At 64.6% G+C, this 21,059-nt stretch carries 19 protein-coding genes; 9 read left to right on the plus strand and 10 right to left on the minus strand.

Annotated features, from left to right (window positions below; genetic code table 11):
• Positions 1-36: 36 nt before the first annotated feature.
• From G335_RS0105225 to G335_RS0105250, 6 genes are all read right to left on the minus strand, one after another.
• Positions 37-909, minus strand: coding sequence for a hypothetical protein (locus G335_RS0105225; protein WP_018168415.1), 873 nt, complete (start codon positions 907-909; stop codon positions 37-39).
• Positions 848-1,876 carry an FAD-dependent oxidoreductase gene (locus G335_RS0105230; RefSeq protein WP_018168414.1) on the minus strand — a complete coding sequence of 343 codons (1,029 nt, stop codon included), beginning with the start codon at positions 1,874-1,876 and terminating at the stop codon, positions 848-850. The genes G335_RS0105225 and G335_RS0105230 overlap by 62 nt, the downstream gene beginning before the upstream one ends.
• Positions 1,877-1,899: 23 nt before the next feature.
• Positions 1,900-3,306 carry a heterodisulfide reductase-related iron-sulfur binding cluster gene (locus G335_RS0105235; RefSeq protein ID WP_018168413.1) on the minus strand — a complete coding sequence of 469 codons (1,407 nt, stop codon included), beginning with the start codon at positions 3,304-3,306 and terminating at the stop codon, positions 1,900-1,902.
• Positions 3,307-3,349: 43 nt separating this feature from the next.
• Positions 3,350-4,024 carry a 4Fe-4S dicluster domain-containing protein gene (locus tag G335_RS0105240; protein ID WP_017941141.1) on the minus strand — a complete coding sequence of 225 codons (675 nt, stop codon included), beginning with the start codon at positions 4,022-4,024 and terminating at the stop codon, positions 3,350-3,352.
• A 187-nt stretch (positions 4,025-4,211) separates the two neighbouring features.
• Positions 4,212-4,442 (minus strand): sulfurtransferase TusA family protein, encoded by a 231-nt coding sequence (locus tag G335_RS0105245; RefSeq protein WP_018144009.1) that lies wholly within the window; start codon positions 4,440-4,442, stop codon positions 4,212-4,214.
• Between the two features lie 136 nt (positions 4,443-4,578).
• Complete coding sequence (locus G335_RS0105250; protein ID WP_018144010.1) at positions 4,579-4,908, minus strand: rhodanese-like domain-containing protein; 330 nt, start codon at positions 4,906-4,908, stop codon at positions 4,579-4,581.
• A gap of 198 nt (positions 4,909-5,106) precedes the next feature.
• Here G335_RS0105250 and G335_RS0105255 point away from each other — a divergent pair, with 198 nt between their 5' ends.
• From G335_RS0105255 to soxB, 3 genes are all read left to right on the plus strand, one after another.
• On the plus strand, positions 5,107-5,460 hold the full coding sequence (locus G335_RS0105255) for a hypothetical protein (protein ID WP_018168412.1): 354 nt from the start codon (positions 5,107-5,109) through the stop codon (positions 5,458-5,460).
• Positions 5,461-5,515: 55 nt separating this feature from the next.
• Positions 5,516-6,958, plus strand: a complete 1,443-nt coding sequence (locus G335_RS0105260) for a M48 family metalloprotease (protein ID WP_018176090.1) — start codon at positions 5,516-5,518, stop codon at positions 6,956-6,958.
• Positions 6,959-7,068: 110 nt separating this feature from the next.
• Positions 7,069-8,877 carry a thiosulfohydrolase SoxB gene (gene soxB, locus G335_RS0105265; RefSeq protein WP_018176091.1) on the plus strand — a complete coding sequence of 603 codons (1,809 nt, stop codon included), beginning with the start codon at positions 7,069-7,071 and terminating at the stop codon, positions 8,875-8,877.
• A gap of 126 nt (positions 8,878-9,003) precedes the next feature.
• Here soxB and G335_RS0105270 read toward each other — a convergent pair whose 3' ends face one another.
• Entirely contained in the window at positions 9,004-9,456 is a 453-nt protein-coding gene (locus G335_RS0105270) for an RT0821/Lpp0805 family surface protein (protein ID WP_018144014.1), read from the minus strand.
• 273 nt (positions 9,457-9,729) lie between these two features.
• On the opposite strand from G335_RS0105270, the gene G335_RS0105275 reads away from it, so the two are divergent.
• From G335_RS0105275 to G335_RS0105290, 4 genes are all read left to right on the plus strand, one after another.
• Complete coding sequence (locus G335_RS0105275; protein WP_018176092.1) at positions 9,730-10,062, plus strand: hypothetical protein; 333 nt, start codon at positions 9,730-9,732, stop codon at positions 10,060-10,062.
• Between the two features lie 147 nt (positions 10,063-10,209).
• A complete protein-coding gene (locus G335_RS0105280) occupies positions 10,210-10,749 on the plus strand; it encodes a YjbF family lipoprotein (RefSeq protein ID WP_026181998.1) in 540 nt (179 codons plus the stop codon).
• 17 nt (positions 10,750-10,766) lie between these two features.
• Positions 10,767-11,531, plus strand: a complete 765-nt coding sequence (locus G335_RS0105285; protein WP_018168407.1) for a capsule biosynthesis GfcC family protein — start codon at positions 10,767-10,769, stop codon at positions 11,529-11,531.
• A gap of 17 nt (positions 11,532-11,548) precedes the next feature.
• Positions 11,549-13,639: a YjbH domain-containing protein gene (locus tag G335_RS0105290; RefSeq protein WP_026304765.1), complete on the plus strand. Its 2,091-nt coding sequence runs from the start codon at positions 11,549-11,551 to the stop codon at positions 13,637-13,639.
• Positions 13,640-14,005: 366 nt separating this feature from the next.
• Here the strand turns inward: G335_RS0105290 and G335_RS0105295 are convergent, their stop codons facing one another.
• From G335_RS0105295 to G335_RS0105305, 3 genes are read right to left on the minus strand one after another with little or no spacing between them, the layout of a single operon-like run.
• Positions 14,006-16,186 carry a polysaccharide biosynthesis tyrosine autokinase gene (locus G335_RS0105295; protein WP_018168405.1) on the minus strand — a complete coding sequence of 727 codons (2,181 nt, stop codon included), beginning with the start codon at positions 16,184-16,186 and terminating at the stop codon, positions 14,006-14,008.
• 22 nt (positions 16,187-16,208) lie between these two features.
• A complete protein-coding gene (locus tag G335_RS13790; RefSeq protein WP_077276996.1) occupies positions 16,209-16,652 on the minus strand; it encodes a low molecular weight protein-tyrosine-phosphatase in 444 nt (147 codons plus the stop codon).
• 2 nt (positions 16,653-16,654) lie between these two features.
• Positions 16,655-17,785 (minus strand): polysaccharide export protein, encoded by a 1,131-nt coding sequence (locus G335_RS0105305; protein WP_018168403.1) that lies wholly within the window; start codon positions 17,783-17,785, stop codon positions 16,655-16,657.
• A 385-nt stretch (positions 17,786-18,170) separates the two neighbouring features.
• On the opposite strand from G335_RS0105305, the gene G335_RS0105310 reads away from it, so the two are divergent.
• Positions 18,171-19,196: an NAD-dependent epimerase gene (locus G335_RS0105310; RefSeq protein ID WP_018176093.1), complete on the plus strand. Its 1,026-nt coding sequence runs from the start codon at positions 18,171-18,173 to the stop codon at positions 19,194-19,196.
• Entirely contained in the window at positions 19,196-21,031 is a 1,836-nt protein-coding gene (locus G335_RS0105315) for an ABC transporter ATP-binding protein (RefSeq protein WP_018168171.1), read from the plus strand. Before G335_RS0105310 ends, G335_RS0105315 begins: the two co-directional genes overlap by 1 nt.
• The last annotated feature ends 28 nt before the right edge of the window (positions 21,032-21,059 follow it).

The following is a 21,059-nucleotide window of genomic DNA, read 5'->3' on the forward strand; positions in this document are numbered from 1 at the left end:
AAACCTGTCTTGCCAGGCTCAAGTTCGTTCCGTTATTCAATGCAGCGACGCATCGGTTCCTTTCAGGCGACCTTCCGGGGAATCGATCCCCAGCATCTTCACCGCCAGCTCCAGCGGATCCTGCTTGCCACCAAACTGGTTGTCGATCATCCCTAAACTCATCGATAGCGAACGGGCGTAGTCCGAATAGGCCTGGACCCAGACCAGATCCGTCACAAACGGCAGGTCACGGTAAAAGCCCTCTTCCGCCAGCGCCTCGTAAAACCAGCGCCGCGCTCCCTCGATCGCACCGACCGACTCCCCGATCGGGATCGACCGCAGCGTGTCGTTGGCGCGAATGAACTCGCGCAACGACCCGGTCGTGGTCGACGTATCCCAGACCCAGCGACAAGCCAGTGGCACGGCGTCGGGATCTGCAAAATGCAGGATCTCGGCACCGAAGTCCCAGATCGCCCGGCGCAGCTTCTTGTCATCCGCCGCCAGGTCCGCGAATGCGGCCAGGCGGTCGTTGACATCCACATCCGGGCGGACCAGGGCACGTACCCCGTCCACCAGGGCCCCTTGCCGTTCCGCCATCAGGGTGACCAGTTTCCGGCGAACCGAAAAGACCAGCCCCCCAAGGGCCCGAACATCCTCTGCATCGATCTCGTCGCCCTTGGCCACGATCGCCGCAAAGACTTCATGCTTCGAACGCAAGGCCTCGATGAACGTCTCCAACCCATCGACCCCGCCCGCTTCGGCGATGGCCCCTTTCAGGGTGGAGAGCTTGGACGCGAGGATCTCTTTGTCAAAGGTAACCTCAAGCGGCTCCGGGACCAGCCCCGAAGCCGCCTCGTCGCTGACGACCTCAGCCGGCTTTCTGAACCAGCGCATGCAGATCCGCAACCGCGCGGCCACCCGCGGCGGCACCCTGGGCGATCGAGTCGTCGATCGTCTCGGGACCGTAGGCCGCACCGCAGGAGTAGATCCCCTTGCGGGTGGTGCCACAGGTGTTGGTGTACTGCTCGGCCTTCTCGATGAAGCCGTGCTTCTCGAGGCCGATACCGAACACCTGGGAAAGCTCGGGGTTATCGGCGTTCGGATCCATGCCAATGGCATGCACGACGATATCGAACGGGATGATGATCGGGCGCTTGACCAGGGTATCTTCACCCTTGACCAGCAGGCGACCATCGCCCGAGGCCGTCACTTCCGCGATACGGGCCTTGACGAACTTGGTTTTGAACTCTTCCTGGGACTTCCAGTAGAACTTGTCTTCGTACAGCCCGAAGGTCCGGATGTCCATGTAGTAGATGAACACGTCGGTTTCCGGCGAGATCTCCTTGATCTCCATCGCCAGGTTGGCGGAGACGGTGCAGCAGATCTTGGAGCACCATTCGCGACCGATCTGACGGTCACGGGAGCCCACGCACAGCAGGATGCAGACACGCTCCGGCACACGCCCGTCGGACGGGCAGGCGATCTTGCCACTGCCCACCATCTGTTCCATCTGGGTGGTGGTCAGCACGTCTTCATACGTGCCAAAGCCCCACTCCGGCTTGTTGATGGAGTCAAAATGGGTGAAGCCGGTTGCCAGGACCACGGCGCCCGCCTGGACGGATTCGCCGTTGGTCAGCGTGGCGGTGAAGTTACCCGCCTCGCCTTCCAGCTTCTCGACCTTGGCGCTCTTGTGCACGGTCGAGTTGGCGTCGTCTTCCACGCGCTTGACCATGCGGCCAATAGCATCCTTGGCCCACTCGCCGGAAGGCACCAGCTTGGCGTAACCCGACAGGATCGGGGCGCCGCCCAGGACGTCTTCCTTCTCGACCACCACGGCCTTGTAGCCGGCCGAGTTGACATTGGCGGCAGCGGCCAGACCGGCCGGCCCACCACCCACTACTAGAACGGTATCTTGCTGCATCAGACCTTGCCCCCGTAAGCGAGTTCAGGATTGTAGAGGTATTCGATATTGCCGGCTTCGACTTCCTTCAGGTATTCCTGGAAGGTCTTCTTGGCCTCGGACCAGGACATGCCCATCTTCTCGACCAGGTCCTCGCAGGGCGACGCGTGCCACTGCAGCTGGACGATCTTGAACGGGTCCGCACCGCAGGCCAGGGCCGCGAACTGGACTTCCGCCATGATCGGGATCTGGAAGTTCTGGTTGTGTGCCTTGCCGATCCACTGGTTCTTGTCCATGGTCGTGACACAGCCGGTATCGTTGGCCAGCATCACGTCGGCGTTGGCTTCCTCGCGGGCCACGCGGATCTTGCGATCCATCGTGAACGAGCGAGTGAATTCGCGCTCGGAGATGATGTGGCGGAAGCCGAAGCCGCAGCAGTCGTACCACGTGGAGTAGTCGATCACCTGCGCACCCAGAGCCTGGGCGGTGGAGGTGATGATCGCGGTACGGTTGCCGCCCAGCACGGTCGGATCGTACACCGCGTCCTCGTGGACCATCTTGTAGTAATGGCAGGCCACGTGGGCGGTGGTGCGGATGTGGGAGACGTCGATGGTCTGCAGCTCGGAAGCGATACGGTTACGCATCACGTGCACCCACTCGGAGTAGTGGATGATCTCTTCCGGGATGACCAGCTTGCCGTCGACCAGGCGACCCAGCTTGCCGAGGATCTTGGTGACCTTCTCGCGCAGCTCGGCGGACTCGATCAGGTACTTGCGGATCTCCTTGTAGTTGCCGAAGGAGGTGCCGCAATGCACCAGCGGGAAGAAATGACCCAGCTCGTGGCCGTGCTGCTTGCCGGAGACGTAGGCCTGGTGGAAGTTGCGCAGGAACACGGCAGCGAGCGATTCGACGTTCCCGATACCGGAGCCGTGGTAGTTCCACGCGGTGCAGGAGGTCTGGTCGGTTTCGTCGAGGTAGTCCTTGCCCGGCTCGAAGTCGAACTTGTTCATGAACCACAGCAGCGAGGTCGGGTAGCCAGGGATGTTCCCGCACTGGCCACAGGACTTGTGGTGCCAAAGCTGCTTGGTCGGGATCTTCTTATCCCAGCCGAACAGGGTCTTCACCGACATCGGCTCGTGTTCATCGTTAATGCGATGAATGATGATCTGGCCGTCCTTCTCGAGCTCGTACATGTGCTCGCGGACGTCGTCCATGCGGTCGCCAAGGTCGACGGTGCGGCGGTCGACGTGCTTGCGCACCCAGTCGGTGGCCTTGACTGCGTCTTCCTTCGACAGATCGGTCGACTGGAAGAACGAACCGTGACCGGCGATGCCCTGCCCGTCGGTATTGTGGGAACCGGGCTTCATGGTGCCGGCGCCAGCGCCTTCACCATTCTGGTTGTGGTTGCCTGGGGTCTGTTCACTCATAACGCTTCTCCTGATGTCTTGGATGCGGGAATCGGTGGACGACTTACTCGTCGTCTTCCTCTTCCTGCTCCTCGAGCCAGTCTTCGTAGTCCTCGCGCTTCTCGTCGATGAAGTCTTCGATCACGTCGAAGAGGTTCTCGTCCATCAGCTCGAGGGACTTCAGGACTCCGGTCATTTCCCAGATGGTGTACATCTCCACCGAGGTCTTCAGGGACACTTCCCAGGCGGTCTCGACCGTCTGCAGCGTCTTCACCGGAATCGCCTTGCGCAGGATGCGCAGATCACCTTCCACCTTCTGGATGTTGGGACCCCAGTCAGGGAAGTGATCGGGCTGGATCATATCGGGAGACAGCTGGTTCCCCGTGGTGATCAGCTTGAGCATGACGCGGCCGAACGGACGAAGCACGTCCTTGGCGGACTGCATCTCGTGCTTGATGGCCACTTCGCGCATGATCGCGACCAGGCCACCGGGGGAGTTCTTGAACGGGCAGCGCGCCGCACAGGTCATGCACTGGGCGCAGGCCCAGATCTTTTCCTGCATCGCGTCGTAGATCTGCTCGACGTTCTCGGTCCAGAGCAGCTGCACGATCTCGCGCGGCGAGTAATCGTAGAACTGGGCGGACGGACACGTGGCCGTGCAGATGCCGCAGTTCAGGCAGCCGTTAAGCTCGTGGTCGTAGCGAAAATCTCCACGAATATCGTCGAAGATTTGCTGCATCTCAGCGTATGTCGCCATATCTCACACCTCTTCGCTTTAGGCGATGCAGGTTTCTTGTGAACCTTGCGCAGCCAGCCTAGACCTCGTCCAGGCACCAATCCAGTTACCGCATGGCAACCATCGTTATTCAGGATTCGGGGCGGCAACCCTTGCGAATTGCCGCCCCGAATCAAGCACTTGAAGCGCCTTAGCCCTTCTTGATCAGGAAGTAGAACTTGCCGCCTTCTTCCTTGTGCTCCATCAGCTCGTTGCCGGTCTGCTTGGAAAACGCCTGGAAGTCCTTCACGGCGCCCGGGTCGGTCGCGATGATGTGCAGAACCTGGCCGGCGTCCATCGCGGCCAGCGCCTTCTTGGCGCGCAGGATCGGCAGCGGGCAGTTCAGGCCGGAAGCATCGAGTTCTTGGTCAAAGTTGGCCATCGTTTCTCTCCTTTGAGTGCGTTTTATCAGTCGTGTACTGCGGTCCGGTTGGGCCCCGTGCGCTGCAGCCATTACCGAACGGTAATCAACCGAATTCCCCCTTATAGGCGAATCGGCATCGGAATACAACCGAATTCTAATCCGGGCTTACCACCGGTTTTCCGGTCTGGGCCCACCCGACAATGCCGCCGCGCAGGCTGCTTGCACAGTCCACGCCCTGTTGGGCGAGAAAGGCGCAGGCCTGGGCGGAACGCGCCCCACTCTGACAGTAAATGACCACCGGCGCATCGCTACCGGTGAACTCGTCCTTGCGCAGCGGCAAAGTGGCCAGCGGGACAAGCTCTGCCCCCGGGATAACGCCGCGACCGGTCTCGCCCGGCGAGCGCACATCCAGCAAACGAAAGCTCTTGCCCTCGTTGCGCCACTGTTCCAGTTCGTCCGGGGTGATCTCGGTAAATCCGTACACGCTGCGCTCCGGGTCTCTCACTTGCGGGGGGTGCCGAACTCGTCGCGCGAGCACTGACCAGCGGCCGCTCTACGCAAGGAGTGGGCGCGGAGCATAGCGAAACCGATCGGAAATGCAAACAAGACCAAGCGAGGAGAGGTGGATGGTCGCCCGGGACGAAAAGTTCTGCTATCGTCGCCCACGCTTAAGAAAACGCTGATGCAGAGTCATCAGCTTCATTGCTTCGCGGAGGATATCCCGGTGGACAAGAGCGAATTCCAGGTCGACGGCCACTATGCCGTCACGCTGAAAGACGAGAACGGCAAGCTGCGCCCTGCCAACATCTACGTGCACGACATGCAGGACAACTACATGATCGCGCGGCGCACCTCCGGCGGCGACGTGGGCCTGCTGTTCAAGATGGACTATGACGACGTGATCAAACTTGTCCGCACCCACAAGGTGCTGGATCGCAAGAAGTTCATGGTGCCTGCGGCGATGCTCAAGCCGAAGCTGTGGGAAACCCGCGACAGCATGCGCACCTATTCGTCGGCCCCGGGGCTTGGCAAGTAACGACCGCCCCCGGCATGCCCACACCAGAGGGCCGGCGCCCGCCGGCCCTCGCGGCATGCCTTCTATTGTCCATTTCCTGCTCGCCGCCCTTCTGGTGGTGGCGAGCCTGGCGGTACCACCCGCCCACTCCAGTGGCGTTTCCCTGCCCGACCTGGGCGAGGCCTCCGGCGGCGTACTGACCCCGGCGGAAGAACGCGAGCTCGGCCGCTCCCTGCTGCGCGAAGTCCGCCGCAGCGCCCCCCTGGTGACCGATCCTGAGATCGTCTTTTATGTCGACTCCCTGGGACGCCAGTTGCTGGCCAACGCACCCAGCGCCGATGGGCCGTTCTACTTCCTGACCATCGACAACAGCCAGGTGAACGCCTTCGCGATGCCCGGGGGCATTATCGGCATCCATGCGGGTCTGATGCTGGAGGTCCGCGACGAGGCCGAGCTGGCCGCCGTGGTCGCACACGAAATCGCCCACGTTACCCAACGGCACCTCGCGCGCATGTTCGCGCGCGGGCGCGACATCAATTTCACCACCGGCCTCGCCATCCTGGCGGGCATCCTTGCCTCGGCGGTGGATCCGACCCTGGGCTCGGCCATCATTACCGGGGGTGTGGCCGGCGGCATCCAGCAACAGATCAATTTCACCCGCGCAAACGAGGCCGAGGCGGATCGTGCCGGGATGCAGATACTGCAAGGCACCGGCTTCGACCCCAATGCGATGGCCGATTTCTTCGAGCGCCTGCAAGAACTCTCGCGCGGGGTCGGCGACCAGGTGCCGGAGTACCTGCGCACGCACCCGGTCACCCTCGACCGGATCACCGACACCCGCAACCGCGCAAACCAGATGGCTGCCAGCGACACCCGCAACCGCGGCCCCGAATTCCAGTGGATGCAGGCGCGCATGCAGGCGCTGCAGGATCCACGGCGAACCCTGGAACGCTTCCGCGCAACGGACACCCCTTCGCCCCAGCAGCGCTACGGGGCGGCGGTCGCCTATCTCGAACGCGGAGAACCCGGCCGCGCCCGCGAACAGCTCGAACGCCTCGATGCAGCGGACGCCCCCGGACTCACCCTCGAACTCGCGTTCGCAGCACTGCTGCGCGAGGAAGGCGAACACAGCGCGGCGTTGGAACGGCTGGAGGATCTGGACGCGGTGTACCCCGGCCACCCGGTGATCCGCGAACGCCTGGCCCGGGTCCACCGGGACCTCGGGCAGCCCGACCGCGCCATTCGCATCCTGTCCGACATGATCCGCCGCGAGGCTGCCCCCAATCCGGAGCTCCTGCGCCTGCAGGCGGACATCGCGGACGCGGCCGGGTATATTGCAATCAGCCGCGAGGCCATGGCCGAATACTTCTTTCATCGCGCCCAGTACGAGGAGGCCGTGCGCCAGTTCGAGGCGGGGATGGACGCCTCGGATGCCAGCGAGCGCGACCGTCAACGCATCGAGGACAAGCGCGACACGGCCCGACAGACCGCACGCGAGGCGCGCGAGGACCGGCGATAGAAACCGCGCACGCGGGGAATGTTCCCGCAGGACCATTCGTCTACCGACAGTCATAGAACTGCCCGAAAACCCACCACCAATACACCCGGACAAGAGAGGTAGAACTCCTCATGCACATCTCACGCCGAGAATTCATGCAGTTACTGGCCGCCGCCAGCGCCGCCGGTTTCCCCCTGGGCGCCGCCGCCTGCAGCAACAACAAGGGCGGTACTGCGGGTGATCCCTACGACACCCTGGATCGCTTCGGCAATGTGCACCTGTTGCACTACACCGACTGCCACGCCCAGCTGAAGCCGGTGTACTTCCGCGAGCCGAACGTCAACCTCGGCGTGGCGGACATGCGCAACCGTCCGCCGCACATCGTGAGCGAGCACTTCCTCAAGCATTACGACATCGAACGCGACAGCATCTACGCCCACGCCTATACCAACCTGAACTTCATGGAGGCGGCCGAACAATACGGTCGCGTAGGCGGCTTTGCGCATCTGAAGACGCTGATCAACAAGCTGCGTGACTCGCGACCCAACGCCCTCCTGCTGGACGGCGGCGACACCTGGGGCGGCGGCTCCGGCTCCGCGCTGTGGACCAACGCGCAGGACATGGTGGATGCACAGAAACTGCTGGGCATCGACGTCATGACCGGTCACTGGGAATTCACCTACGGTGCCGACCGCGTGGAAGAGATCGTGAACGGCGACTTCGCCGATGCCGGCATCGACTTCGTCGCCCAGAACGTGCGCGACGTGGACTGGGGTGACCGCATCTTCAAGCCCTACGTGATCCGCGAGATGAACGGCGTGAACGTGGCGGTGGTGGGCCAGGCCTTCCCCTACACCCCGATCGCCAACCCACGCTGGATGGTCGAGCAGTGGTCCTTCGGCATCCGTCCGGACGACATGCAGGAGACGGTCAACGACGCGCGTGCCGAAGGCGCCGAGATCGTCGTTGCCCTGTCGCACAACGGCATGGACGTGGACATCAAGATGGCCGGCATGGTCGAGGGCCTGGACGCCATCATGGGCGGCCATACCCATGACGCCGTGCCGCAGCCCCTGCCAGTCGAGCGCCCCGACGGCGGGACCTGCCTGGTCACCAATGCCGGCTCCAACGCCAAGTTCGTCGGCGTGCTGGACTTCGATTTCCGGGACGGCGCAATCAAGGACTGGGAATACCGCCTGGTGCCGGTGTTCGCCGAGATGCTGCCGGAAGACCCGGCAATGGCGACCTACATCCACAACATGCGCAACAGCGAGGTCACCTGGAAGGGCGAGACCTTCAACATGGAGGAGAAGCTGTCCGAGGAACTGGCGGTCACCGAGGACCTGCTGTTCCGCCGCGGCAACTTCAACGGCACCTTCGACCAGCTGATCTGCGATGGCCTGATTGAATACAACGATGCGCAGATCTCGTTCTCCCCGGGCTTCCGCTGGGGCACCACCGTGCTGCCGGGCATGCCGATCACCTTCGAGCACGTGATGGACCAGACCGGTCTCACCTACCCGGAGATGACCCGCAACGCCTTTACCGGTGCCCAGATCAAGGAGATCCTGGAAGACGTGGCCGACAACCTGTACAACGCCGATCCGTTCTACCAGCAGGGCGGCGACATGGTCCGTGTCGGCGGCCTGAAGTACGCCATCGACCCGAGCGCCAGTGCCGGCAACCGGATCTCCGAAATGGAACTGGACGGCAGGAAGCTGGACGCCGACAAGGAATACGTCGTCGCCGGCTGGGCCAGCGTGCAGCAGAGCGTGCCCGGCGGTGTCGGGGTCGACATCTGGGACGGCGTCGCCGATTACCTGCGCAGCCAGGACGGTAATGTGCGCATCAGCGACCTCAACGAACCGAAGGTCAAGGGCATCGGCGAGGACAACCTCGGCTACGTCCCGACCACCGAGGACATGTACCGCAGGTCCTGATCGGTTCGCACCCCCTTCCGGGGGCAACCCCGGAACGAAAAAGCCCCGCTCATGCGGGGCTTTTTTGTGGCCGTCTTCCGGGTGACCCGCCTCCGGACAAGTCGCCCGGGGCCCCAGGGGTTCTATCTAAACATCCACCCAGCGCCCGCTGGCATCACGGCAGGCCGTGCCGTTAATCGTTTCGGGGTAGCCGTCCATGGTGGCCTGCACCTGGTACTCGCGGCAGTCCTGCCCCGAGGAGCGGTAGGTCCGGGTCGGTGTGGCGTGGTACTGATGCCCGGTATTCGGGTTGCGCCAGGTCGAGCTCTGGCGATCCGGGACCGTCTCCAGCGTACGCGACACGCGCATCCGGTCTACGTCATCCATGCTCCGCCCCACCGAACCGCCAACCGCCGCACCCGCCAGGGTCCCGGCAATAATCGCCGCAGTACGCCCGCGCCCGCCCCCGATCTGACTGCCGATAACACCGCCTGCCGCGCCCCCGATCAGGGCCCCCGTCTGCTGCTTGCTCACCGTTTGACACCCCGACAACAGCAAAATCAGGCCCGCTGCCACCAGGAACAGCACTAGTTTTGTCATCTCTGCCTCCATTGCGCGGCCAGGGGCTGCGCGATTCGGTCTCGCCATTAAGCCTAGACCGGCCGAGCTGAACGCTTCGTGAAAGGGTCCGCGGGACAGGAACCACCCACGAATGTGACCTCCAGGAGGCAAAATTTCCAACTGGTTCAAGACACGTGCGCGAAACCTCCCATTCACCTCTCAGAATCAACCCCGTCCGCTGTTCCCGGCGGACATCCATTCCTACACTGTCCCTCGGTAAACGACACCCCCGGTGAAGTGAGGAACGTGACCATGATCAAGAAGATATTCGCCACTGCAATTGTTGCCAGCGTTTTCGCATCCAGCCCCCTGATGGCCCAGTCGGCCGGTGGCGCGGGAGGCCCCTCCGCTGGGACCAGTGCGGGCGCCAGCGCCAGTGCCCCGCAGGGCAACCCCAACTCTCCGGTCGCCGGCGGCTCCCCGTCGGGCGGCATCTCCGCTGCGGCCCGCTCCGAACCCGGCGCGGTCTCGCGCATCGCCACCCGTTCCGGCCGCCTGGTCGGCCTGATCGCGTCCACCGGGACCACCCCGGGCACGGGCACCACTCCGGGTAGCGGCACCACCCCGGCCACGGGCACCCGGTAACGCACGCCCATGCGGACCAATCCGCTCTTCCTTCGCGAAGGCCGCCTCCGGGCGGCTTTCGCATGTCTGGGCCTGGGAATTTTCGTGAGCCTGATCACGGCCTGCGGTAGTGGCGGTCCCACACCGCTGGGGGCATCCCTGCAAAGCATGGTATCCGGTGGTCCGGATGCGTCTTCCCGCGCGGAGGAAATCCCCTACGCCTCGCTCGCGGTCCACACCGAACATCACCGGGGACTGCTGATCCTCGGAGCGATGTCCAATGGACACACGTACTGGCCGAGTGCCGAGGGCTTGTCGCTCCAACTGCACGACGGGGGCCTGTTTGCCACCGCCGGCCTCGGCGCCGACCTGCTTGGCACCCACCACCCCGACCTGGAAACGCCCCCATGGCGCGGCGAGGCCTCCGCAGGCTACCGGATCGAACGCCATGTCCGGGATGACTCGGGAACCGTGGTGCGCCACGTCGGCCAGGGCACCCTCGAGTGCGCCGCACCCTCGGCGCGGGACCTCCCCCTGGCGACCCTGGAGCTCGAGCGTTGCCGCGAGCGAATCGACTGGCAAGGGGACGGCACTACCCGTGCCGAACTCTGGCGCGACCCCGAAACCCGCGATCTATGGGCATACGACGGCCAGGCCTGGCCGGGTGGCCCCATGATCGCCTGGCAGGTGGCTCGCCCCTGGTGGTAGCCCCGGCAGGAGGCCTGATGCAACACCCTATCCGTTTCCCTTGGCTGGCCCTGTGTCTGCTGGCCGCGGCTCCGTCCGCGGGCCTGGCCGACCGTTCGCCCGCCGAGACCCCGCTCACCGATCACTGGGTGGCCTGGCAAGGCGAGCTGTCCGCGCCAATCGACTGGGGCTACAGCTTTGGCCTGCGCAGCCGCGATATGCGCGCGGTCGACCACGAGCGCAGGCGGCTACTGGCCGAGATTGAACTGATCGCACAGACCATGGACATCGCCGGGCGTCCGCACGTCGCGCACGCGCTGGACAACTGGAGCCGTACGGTCGAGTCGATGGAGCCCACCCCCCATGCGCGCAGCGCGGAACGTCTCGATCTGCCCTGGCTCCTGGCCAACCTGCGGCATGCCCCGACGGCGACGGACCTGGAACATATCGGTTACTGCGACCCGCCCGACTGGGTGGAGCTGTGGTCCATGGACGGCGCTCAGCGCCACGAATGGGACCCGGGCATGACCTTGCAGGACCTCCTGTCACGTCCGCCACGCGCCGCGGTGCGCGGCTCTGATACGGCCGCCGTAGTGACACCGCTTGGCGAAGTCCATGTGTTCGGGGTCGCGGCCTGGAACAGGGAAGACAGTACGATCGCCCCCGGCACCCGGGTGATGGCCCATCTCAACATCCGCGACCTTGGAGGCACCCTGGAGGGGGACCTGCTCAACCATCGTCTGCCGCGCTTTCTCGCCACTCGCCTGCCGGGTGACAACTGCACATTACGGACCCTCCCATGAACATTACCGCTTCGCGCCTGCGCCGCCGCAGCCTGGTGGCCGCCGTACTCGTCGGCCTGGGCATTCCCTCCGCCCAGGCCGAGGACTTCGGACTCGGCCTGGGCCAGCGGGACACCGGTGGCATCGGCCTGATGCAAACCCCGACAGCCCGCACCGGCGATGCCGGCCATTTCGCGGGAGGCTGGAATCGCACCTTCCCTTATCGCCGCTGGAGTGTCTTCGTCCAGCCCATGGACTGGATGGAACTGGGCTTCCGCTACGTCCAGGTGGAAAACCGGGCCTACCTCGCGGCCGGTGATGCTGACCGCTACAACATCGACAAGGGCGTCGACATGAAGCTGCGCCTGAAGCAGGAGACCCGGTACATCCCGGAGGTGGCCGTGGGCTTTCAGGATCTCGGCGGCACGACCCTGTTCGGCGGCGAATATCTGGTCGCGAACAAACGCTGGAACAACCTCGACTTCTCCCTCGGGCTTGGTTGGGGCTACCTCGGTAACCACGGAGACATCGAATCGCCGCTGGGCTGGATCCACGACAGCTTCGACCGCCGCCCGCGGTCCGCCGGCGGCGGCCAGGGGGGCGAAGTCGCCACGCACCAGATGTTCCGCGGTCCCGCCGCGCTGTTCGGCGGGGTGGAATACCAGACCCCCTGGGATCGCCTGCTGCTGCAGGTCGAGTACGAGGGCAACACCTATCAACAAGAGCCCCAGAGCAATGCCCAGGAACAGGACTCGCGCTTCAATTTTGGCGCCCGCCTGCGCCTGACCAGCAACGTGGAACTGCATGCCGGCTGGCAGCGCGGGAACACCGCGATGGTCGGCCTGCACTTCACGACCAATCTGGCTCGACTCTCGCAGCCCAAGGCCGATGATCCACCCCCGGTCGAACCCGCGCATCTCGACCGCCGCGACTGGGACGCGGTCGCCGCGGACCTCAATGCCAACGCCGGGATTCATGTGACCGAGATTCGCCAGGTCGGCGACACCATTCAGGTGACCGGCCAGCCCAGCCGCTTCCGCGACCTGAAGCAGTCCGAAGGGCGCGCCAACCGCCTGCTGGAAGCCCAGGCCGAAGCTGGCATTCATACCTTCCAGTATCGCTGGCAGACCCTCGGTCTCGATCTGCGCGAGAGCCTGCACGATCGCGAGGCTTTCGGCCGTGCCCTGGCTTCGGCCGATCACGAAACCGACTACCGCCACAGTGTGCGGGTACGCGATGCCAAGCCCACCGACAACGATCGCGGCGAGGTGCTCTACGCAGCCGAACCGCGCCGGTTCGAATGGGGCATGGGGCCCTCGCTGGAGCAGAACTTTGGCGGACCGGATGGCTATCTCTATCGCCTCTCGGCCTACCTGGACGCCAGCTATTTCCTGAGCCAGGGCACCTGGATCTCGTCGATGCTCTCCACCACCTTGCTGGACAACCTGGAGAACTATGACTACATCGCCGATTCCGAACTGCCCCGCGTGCGCACGCACATCGGGGACTACCTGGCTGAGACCGATGTGGGAATTTCCAACCTGCAAGCCACCCATACCCAGCGTCTCGGCCAGGACTGGTACGCAATGGCCTACGGCGGCCTGCTGGAGACCATGTACGCCGGCATCGGGGGCGAGATCCTGTACCGGCCGTTCAACAGCCGCTGGGCCCTGGGGGTCGATGCCAACTGGGTCCGCCAGCGCGAGTTCGACCAGCAGTTCGGCCTGCGCGACTATGAACAGGTGACCGGGCACGTCACCTCCTACCTCGATACCGGTATCCAGGACATCCATGCCCGAGTCAGCGTAGGCCGCTATCTCGCAGGGGATCTCGGGACCACACTCGACTTCTCGCGCCAGTTCGACAATGGCGTGGTGGTTGGTGCCTGGTCGACCTTCACCGACGCCGGCGACGACTTCGGCGAAGGCAGCTTCGACAAGGGTCTGTACCTGTCGATCCCCTACGATTCATTCTTCTCCACCTCCAGCCGCAACCGGGCCAACATCGCCTGGCAGCCGCTGACCCGCGACGGTGGGGCGCGCCTGAACCGGCGCCATCAGCTCTTCGACATCACCGAGGAGCGCCAACTCGGTCGCTACTGGGACGAGCCCGACGCCACCTGGCGATAACTCTTAGGTATCCGGGTCCCTCGGGGCCCGGATACCGCTTCCACCAGACCCGCCGCCCTTTGCGCTGGCAGCGACCAGTCCAGCCTCAGCCCGGCCGCATGCACAACCCCTGGCGGCGCGGGGCCCGTGCCAGGATGCCAGCCGGGCAGGCCGTCGATTCCCATGTCGGGCCTTCTGAATGCCCACCCTCCCCCGTTTGCGCTTGAGTTCGGCCTTCACGGAGTCTCGCGAGGCCGGTGATACCGACCCTCTGCACCTACACGACCGAAATCGATTCCGGCGACCCGCCCTGCCACAAAAAGGCCCCGGCAAGAGCCGGGGCCTCGGGTTAGCGCGTTCGCGATCGCCAATCCTTGTCAGGAAGCGCTATTTGTAGGAGTAGTGATAGTAACCGTACCCGTAACTGGTCGAGGCCTTGTACTCGATCGAGTTCAGGATACAACCGCGCACGTCGACCCCGGCCGCTTCGAGACGCCTCCGGGCCGACTCGATCTCGCGCAGCGGATTCAGCTGGAAACGCACGACCATCAGGGTGGTCGAGCACTGACGTGCCACCACGGCCGCATCGGTCACCGCCAGGATCGGGGGCGTGTCGATCAGCACCAAGTCGTAGTCGCGGCTGACTTGCTCCAGCAGACGGCTGAAACGATCCCCCATCAGCAGCTCCGACGGATTCGGCGGAGCACTCCCACGGGCGATGTAGTGCAGCCCATCGATCTCGGTGCCTCGCAGTATCCCGTCCAGCGATTCGCGGTCGGCCAAATACTCCGACAGGCCCCCGTCACTGCGCTGCCCGAACGCATGATGCACATGCCCCTTGCGCAGATCGGCATCAATGACCAGGACCCGCTGTCCCGCCTGAGCACAGACCGCGGCAAGATTCACCGATACAAAACTCTTGCCGACATCCGGACTCGGCCCGGTGATCACCAGGCGATTGTCTCCGGCTTCGAGCATCGCAAAGTGCAGGCTGCTGCGCAGTCCGCGCAGCGCCTCGATGGCGTCGTCGGCCGGGTCAAGGGAGGCGAGCACGCCACCCGGCACGTCGTAGCCGCGCGGCTGACGACGCCGCTTGACCCTGCGCAGCAGGTTCTCCTGCTGCCGCGACCGGGGAACACTGGCGTACACAGGCAGATCGATACCCTCGATCTCTTCCTGGGATTCCACACCGCGCGTCAACATCCCGCGGACCAGCACCAGCGCAATGGCCAGGCCACCGCCAAAGACCGTGGACAACATCACGATCATCCTGCGCTGCGGCTCCACCGCCGAGAGGCCGGCCTGCGCATCGTCCAGGATGCGGACATTCCCGACCGTACTGGCCCGGGCAATATCCATTTCCTGCATGCGATTCAGCAACTGCACATAGATGTCCTGATTGACCTCGACATCGCGGTTCAGGCGCAGGATCTGCTGCTGGGTCTCCGGCAGCGCACCGATCTCTTCATTCAACCGGTCGCGCTCGCTTCGCAACTTCTGACGCTTCTCGATCAGTGCCGCATAGGTCGGATGGCTGGGCGTATACCGCCGGGATATCTCCGCCTCTTCGAACTCCAGCTCATTGAGCTGACGCTCAAGGTTGACCAGCCGGTCCAGCACGGTACGGGTCTCCTGCGAAAGGTCCACGCTCTCGCGCTCCATCCGGTAGTCGTTCAGGGCGTCTTCGGCCGTTTGCAGTTGTTCGCGAACATCCGGAACCTTCTCCTCCAGAAACTCGAGGCTCTTCTCCGCCTCGGCCGCCTTGCGCTGAACGTTCTGCGTGAGGTAGATCTGATTGATTGTATTCAGGATGCGGCGCGCATGGTCCGGGTCCGGGTCGGTCAGGGCCAGGCTGAACACGCCACTCTCCCGACCCTGCTGTCCGACATCGAACTGGGCGCGCAGGCCATTGATCGCGGCCAGGCGGGAACGCCTCTGGATATCGAAGCGGGCCCCAGGGGCCGCCTCCAGTTCGGCCACCCGGAGCCGCACGTCGCCATCAAGAAACTCCACGTCCGCGCCGACCCGGCCCTCGCCCAGGTCGCGATCGCCGCCCAACAGGCGATAGTGGTTGTCATCCAGGACCTCCAGCGTGAAGGTGTGTCCCTCGTATGCACGGGCCACCCGGAAGTCGCCAACATTGAGGGACTCGCCCGCCCAGACGCTCGAACCTGCAAAGGCAGGGCGCTCCATGCCGCGCCGCACCAGGTAGTCCCCCACCACGGGCATGCGGTGCGGGCGCACCACCAGGTCCAGCGACTCCTGGTCGACCGCGCGTCCGAGGACCATGCGCGAGCGGAGGATCTGTAGCTCGGCCTCGACCCGGGGTTCCTGCCCCAGCATTTCACGCACGTTGGCCAGGGGGCTGCTGAAACGCCCCATGTCTTCGACCTGCACCAGCGCATCGGCCCGGTAGATCGGAGTCGACAGCGTCGCATGGATCGCGCCCGCCACTGCGAACAGGACCGTGATCGCCACGATCCACCACTTGTGGTCCAGCAACTGACCGAGCAGTCGGCCAATATCCAGTTCGCCTTCCGGTCCCCCGGGAGAATGATTCTGGGTCATCGGGATTTACCTGTGTCGAAGATCATCGATTGAGCCGCCGCGCCCAGGCGTCGGCAGCCTCCACGAGCAGGGCATGTGCCTGCCCGAATACCTCGGGGCTCTTGCCATAGGGATCAGGAACATCACGGCCCCGGCCATCTTCCAGCCAGTGACCGAAGCGCATCGTCTTGCCCAGCACCTCGGGGTGGCGCGCCCCCACTGCCTGCCGCTGCCGCTCGCTCATGACCAGCACCAAGTCGGCGTGATGCAGGAGCTCCGGCTCCACCTGACGCGCTACGTGTGCCGAGACATCCAGGCCGTCGGCCTCGGCGAGACGCCGGGCTTCAGGGTGAACGCCCTCCCCGACCAGGGCCCCAAGGCCGGCGGATTCCACCGCGCGATCGGGCAAACGATTACGCAACAGGGCTTCCCCAATGGGGCTGCGGCAGATGTTGCCAGTACAAACCACAAGAATCCGATTGAACATGGCTAGAAGTCGTCGCTGAGGTTTCGAACATCTCGCGTGGTCCGCGATGCCTGATAGACCGCGCTCACGGTGGGCAGGATCTGACTGATCACGCGATTCCAGCGCCCGAGGGGCGTGGTGGTGACATAGACGATGTCCAGCGGTTCGAGCTCGAACTCGGCCCCGAGCATCAGTGCCGAGGCATTGCGCGCGTCCAGCTGATAGACGGTCGCGAGCTTGTCGCTCTCGGGTGGTGCACGGCGGATCACGAAGATCCCGCTGGCATCCGCCCGGGTTTCGTTGAAGCCTCCAGCCTGGCTCAGCGCATCCATCAGGGTGACCTGACCACGGCCCAGGGGCAGGCGCTGAGGATCACCCACCTCGCCCATCACATAGACCTGCTGGCCGGCGGTGTCCGGGATGTGCAGGACATCCCCATCGCGCAACAGCCGGTTCTGCGACATGTCCCCATGGCGCAGCATCTCGTAGAGCGAGACGACGATTTCCTCCCCGTCCCGAGTGAGGATCACCTCATGCCAGTTGGCCGTGTCCGCCAGACCACCAGCCTGGTGGATGGCATCGAGCACCGTCTGCGGGACGTTCGTAATGGGCTGCACACCCGGCTCGCGCACCTCGCCCGTCACCCGGACCCTCTGCGAGTTGAACGCGGCGAGCCGCACCTCGACCTGGGGTTCGTTCACAAAGGCCGCCAGGTCGCGCGCAATCAGATCGCGCACCTCCGCGACCGTGCGCCCCTCCACATGCACCCGTCCGATATACGGATAGAAGATCGTGCCGTCCGAATGCACGGTGTTGCCCGATTCCACCGCCGACCGCTCGCTCCCGGCCGGGATCGTCAGCTCCGGGTGCTCATACACAATGACCGCCAGCACATCGCCACGACCCACGCGGTAGTCGTACTCGTCGACGTCCCGCACCAAATCATCGCTCGCCCGACGCAGGTCCGGCGGTACCGAGCGCTGCTCCTGCGCCCGGATCAGACCGAACGTAATCGGTTCAATGTCGACCAGATCTTCGACCGGGGCACTCGAGCTGCGCTCGGAGATATGCCCGCCAGGTGCCCAGGCACAACCGCTCAGCGCCAGTAGCGTGACCAGCGACAGGGCCCAGCGAATGGGGGTTGTCTCGTTCATGGATCATCCTCTTTCGCGCATTACCGCAACGCCTGCCGTGCCAGCAGCTGCGGGGCTTCCAGTGATCGTGGCGACCCCGGGCGGCTTGGGCCTCAAGCGGGGTGACCCTGTCACGAATGAGCAGGATCGTCGCCGAACTGGCGCAGAATATCGGCGCACCCCCCCCGGGGGACAACGCCCAAACACGAAACTTACGGGCCTGTTCACAGCTTCGGCGGATCGACCTCACGTTTCCCGGAAACGGCGTTGCAGGGCCCTGAATGGGGGTGCTTGAATCCATCGCGTTCCGTCCATCTGCGACTGTCCCGGACCTCCATCACACCGCCCGTACAGCGGGCTTGTGGTCCGGAAACAGCCGCCATTCATCCGACGAGGGAAAGGCGACATGAAAGTCCTGATCACCGGCGCGGCAGGTTTTATCGGCTCCCATTTGGCTCTGCGCCTGCTGGAACGTGGCGACACCGTGATCGGTGTCGACAATCTGAACGACTACTACGACCCGAGCCTGAAGCGGGCCCGGCTGGATCACATACGCGCCTTCCCCGCCGCCCGTCAGCACTTCGTGTTCGAACAGCAGGACATCTCCGATCGAGCGGCGGTGGAACGGGTGTTCCGCGAGCACCGGCCGCAGCGGGTGGTGAACCTGGCGGCCCAGGCCGGCGTGCGCTATTCGCTGGAGAACCCGGCGGCCTATGTCGACACCAACCTGGTCGGTTTCGGCAACATCCTGGAGGGCTGCCGGCATAACGGCGTCGAGCACCTGGTCTACGCCAGCTCCAGCTCGGTCTACGGCGCCAACACCACCATGCCGTTCTCGGTGCACGACAACGTCGATCACCCGCTGAGCCTGTACGCCGCCAGCAAGAAGGCCAACGAGCTGATGGCGCATACCTACAGCCATCTCTACGATCTGCCGGTGACCGGGCTGCGCTTCTTCACTGTCTACGGCCCCTGGGGCCGCCCGGATATGGCGCTGTTCTTGTTCACGCAGAAGATCCTGGCGGGCGAGCCGATCGACGTCTTCAACTACGGCCACCACCGGCGCGACTTCACCTATATCGACGACATCGTCGAGGGCGTGATCCACACCCTGGATCGGCCCGCGGCCCCGAACCCCGAGTGGAGTGGCGCGGCCCCGGACTCCGCGAGCAGTTCCGCGCCCTATCGCCTGTACAACATCGGCGCGCACCGTCCGGTGGAGCTGATGCACTACATCGAGGTGCTGGAGGACTGCCTGGGTCGCAAGGCCCAGAAGCACCTGCTGCCGCTGCAGCCGGGGGACGTGCCGGATACCTACGCCGACGTCGAGGCCCTGCGCGCCGATACCGGCTACGAACCAACCACCACCGTCGAGGATGGCATCGCCCGTTTCGTGGACTGGTACCTGGGGTATTACCGGGCGGCCGCCTGATGGGCATCTACCGCAAGACCCTGCAACTGCTCACCCCGGCCGAGAGACGGCGGGGCGCCCTGGTGCTCGGCATGGTGATGGTGATGGCGATACTGGAAACCGCCGGCGTGGCGTCGGTCATGCCGTTCTTGTCCGTGCTTGGAAACCCCGAACTGGTCCACACCAACCCCGTGCTCAACCAGCTCTACACCGGGCTGGGCTTCACCTCGGTGGACCAGTTCATCTTTGCCCTGGGCGCCGCAGCCTTCGCACTGATCCTGTTCTCGGCGGTGTTTCGCACACTCACGCACTTTGCGATGAACCGCTTCATCGAGATGCGCCGCCACAGCCTCGGCAAGCGACTCCTGGAGACCTACCTGCGCCAGCCGTATGCATTTTTCCTGAATCGCCACAGCGGCGACATGGCCAAAAGCATCCTCTCGGAGGTCGACCAGCTGGTACTCAATGTCTTCCGCCCCGGGATCACCATGGTGGCCTACCTGGTGGTCACCCTCGCCATCGCGGCGCTGCTCGTCATCGTCGACCCGTGGCTGGCGCTGGGAGTCGCGGTCGTCATTGGCGGCGTGTACGGCACGATCTTTGTGTTCGTGCGCGGCCTGCTCGGACGCATCGGGCGCGATCGTTCGCGCGCCAACAAGGAGCGCTTCACCGCCGCCGGCGAGGCCCTAGGCGGCATCAAGGACATCAAGCTACTGGGCCGCGAGCACGCCTACCTGTCGCGCTTCGACGCGCCGTCCAAGCGCCAGGCCCGGCACCAGGCCACCAACCAGACCATCGCCCAGGTCCCCAAATTCCTCATCGAGGCGATCGGCTTCGGCGGCATCATCGCGCTGACCCTGATCCTGTTGCACACCCAGGGCGGAACGGGTACCGATTCCCTCGGCGAGATCCTCCCGATCATCGGCTTGTATGCCTTTGCCGGCTATCGCCTGTTGCCCGCCGCGCAGCACATCTACGCCGGCCTCGCCAAACTGCGCTTCGGCGCTGCGGCGGTGGAAAGCGTGACCGCCGACCTGCGTGAACGCGAGGCCCTCGCGGAGCTGCATCGACGTGCACCGCAGCCGTTGGTCCCACGCCAGACCATCCAGCTCAAGGGCATCGACTACACCTACCCGGGCGCCCACCAGCCCGCCCTGCAGTCCATTGATCTGGAAATCCCGGTTGGCAGCTCGGTGGGCATCATCGGCACCACCGGGTCCGGCAAGACGACCCTGGTGGACGTGCTTCTGGGCCTGCTACGGCCGACCCAGGGCGCCATCCTGGTGGATGGCCAGCCCGTCACGGATGCCAACCTGCGCGCGTGGCAACAGTCCCTGGGCTATGTGCCCCAGGACATCTTCCTGACGGATTCGACCGTGGCCGAAAACATCGCGCTGGGTATCCCGGCCGCACAAATCGACCACGACCGGGTGGAACGCTGCGCCCGCATGGCGCAGGTCCACGACTTCATCGTCCAGGACATGGCGGAGCAGTACGTCACCATGGTCGGCGAGCGCGGCGTGCGCCTGAGCGGCGGTCAACGCCAGCGCATCGGCATCGCCCGCGCCCTCTACCACGACCCCGATGTCCTGGTATTCGACGAGGCCACCAGCGCCCTCGACACCACCACCGAGCGCGCTGTGATGGAGGCGATCGAGTCCCTGGCGCAGAGCAAGACCATCATCCTGATTGCCCACCGTCTGAGCACCGTGCGGGCCTGCGATCAGGTCGCCCATCTGGAGCGCGGCTCGTTCACGTCAGTGGGCCGCTTCGACGACCTGGTCACCGAACCCGGGACGACCGAGTCTCCGGTCCAGTCGATTACCGACGCTGCGCCCTCCGGCACCCACTGCTGAAGCCGGCGTGCCGATGCAAACCGAGGAA

The organism is Thioalkalivibrio sp. AKL8 (genome assembly GCF_000380525.1).
Taxonomy (GTDB): domain Bacteria; phylum Pseudomonadota; class Gammaproteobacteria; order Ectothiorhodospirales; family Ectothiorhodospiraceae; genus Thioalkalivibrio; species Thioalkalivibrio versutus.

Bases quoted from the DNA above. Each gene is read 5' to 3' on its own strand.
- G335_RS0105235 (WP_018168413.1), bottom strand. From the start codon at position 3,306: ATGAGTGAACAGACCCCAGGCAACCACAACCAGAATGGTGAAGGCGCT.
- G335_RS0105240 (WP_017941141.1), bottom strand. From the start codon at position 4,024: ATGCAGCAAATCTTCGACGATATTCGTGGAGATTTTCGCTACGACCAC.
- G335_RS0105245 (WP_018144009.1), bottom strand. From the start codon at position 4,442: ATGGCCAACTTTGACCAAGAACTCGATGCTTCCGGCCTGAACTGCCCG.
- G335_RS0105255 (WP_018168412.1), top strand. From the start codon at position 5,107: ATGCAGAGTCATCAGCTTCATTGCTTCGCGGAGGATATCCCGGTGGAC.
- G335_RS0105260 (WP_018176090.1), top strand. From the start codon at position 5,516: ATGCCTTCTATTGTCCATTTCCTGCTCGCCGCCCTTCTGGTGGTGGCG.
- soxB (WP_018176091.1), top strand. From the start codon at position 7,069: ATGCACATCTCACGCCGAGAATTCATGCAGTTACTGGCCGCCGCCAGC.
- G335_RS0105270 (WP_018144014.1), bottom strand. From the start codon at position 9,456: ATGACAAAACTAGTGCTGTTCCTGGTGGCAGCGGGCCTGATTTTGCTG.
- G335_RS0105275 (WP_018176092.1), top strand. From the start codon at position 9,730: ATGATCAAGAAGATATTCGCCACTGCAATTGTTGCCAGCGTTTTCGCA.
- G335_RS0105280 (WP_026181998.1), top strand. From the start codon at position 10,210: ATGGTATCCGGTGGTCCGGATGCGTCTTCCCGCGCGGAGGAAATCCCC.
- G335_RS0105285 (WP_018168407.1), top strand. From the start codon at position 10,767: ATGCAACACCCTATCCGTTTCCCTTGGCTGGCCCTGTGTCTGCTGGCC.
- G335_RS0105295 (WP_018168405.1), bottom strand. From the start codon at position 16,186: ATGACCCAGAATCATTCTCCCGGGGGACCGGAAGGCGAACTGGATATT.
- G335_RS13790 (WP_077276996.1), bottom strand. From the start codon at position 16,652: ATGTTCAATCGGATTCTTGTGGTTTGTACTGGCAACATCTGCCGCAGC.
- G335_RS0105305 (WP_018168403.1), bottom strand. From the start codon at position 17,785: ATGAACGAGACAACCCCCATTCGCTGGGCCCTGTCGCTGGTCACGCTA.
- G335_RS0105310 (WP_018176093.1), top strand. From the start codon at position 18,171: ATGAAAGTCCTGATCACCGGCGCGGCAGGTTTTATCGGCTCCCATTTG.
- G335_RS0105315 (WP_018168171.1), top strand. From the start codon at position 19,196: ATGGGCATCTACCGCAAGACCCTGCAACTGCTCACCCCGGCCGAGAGA.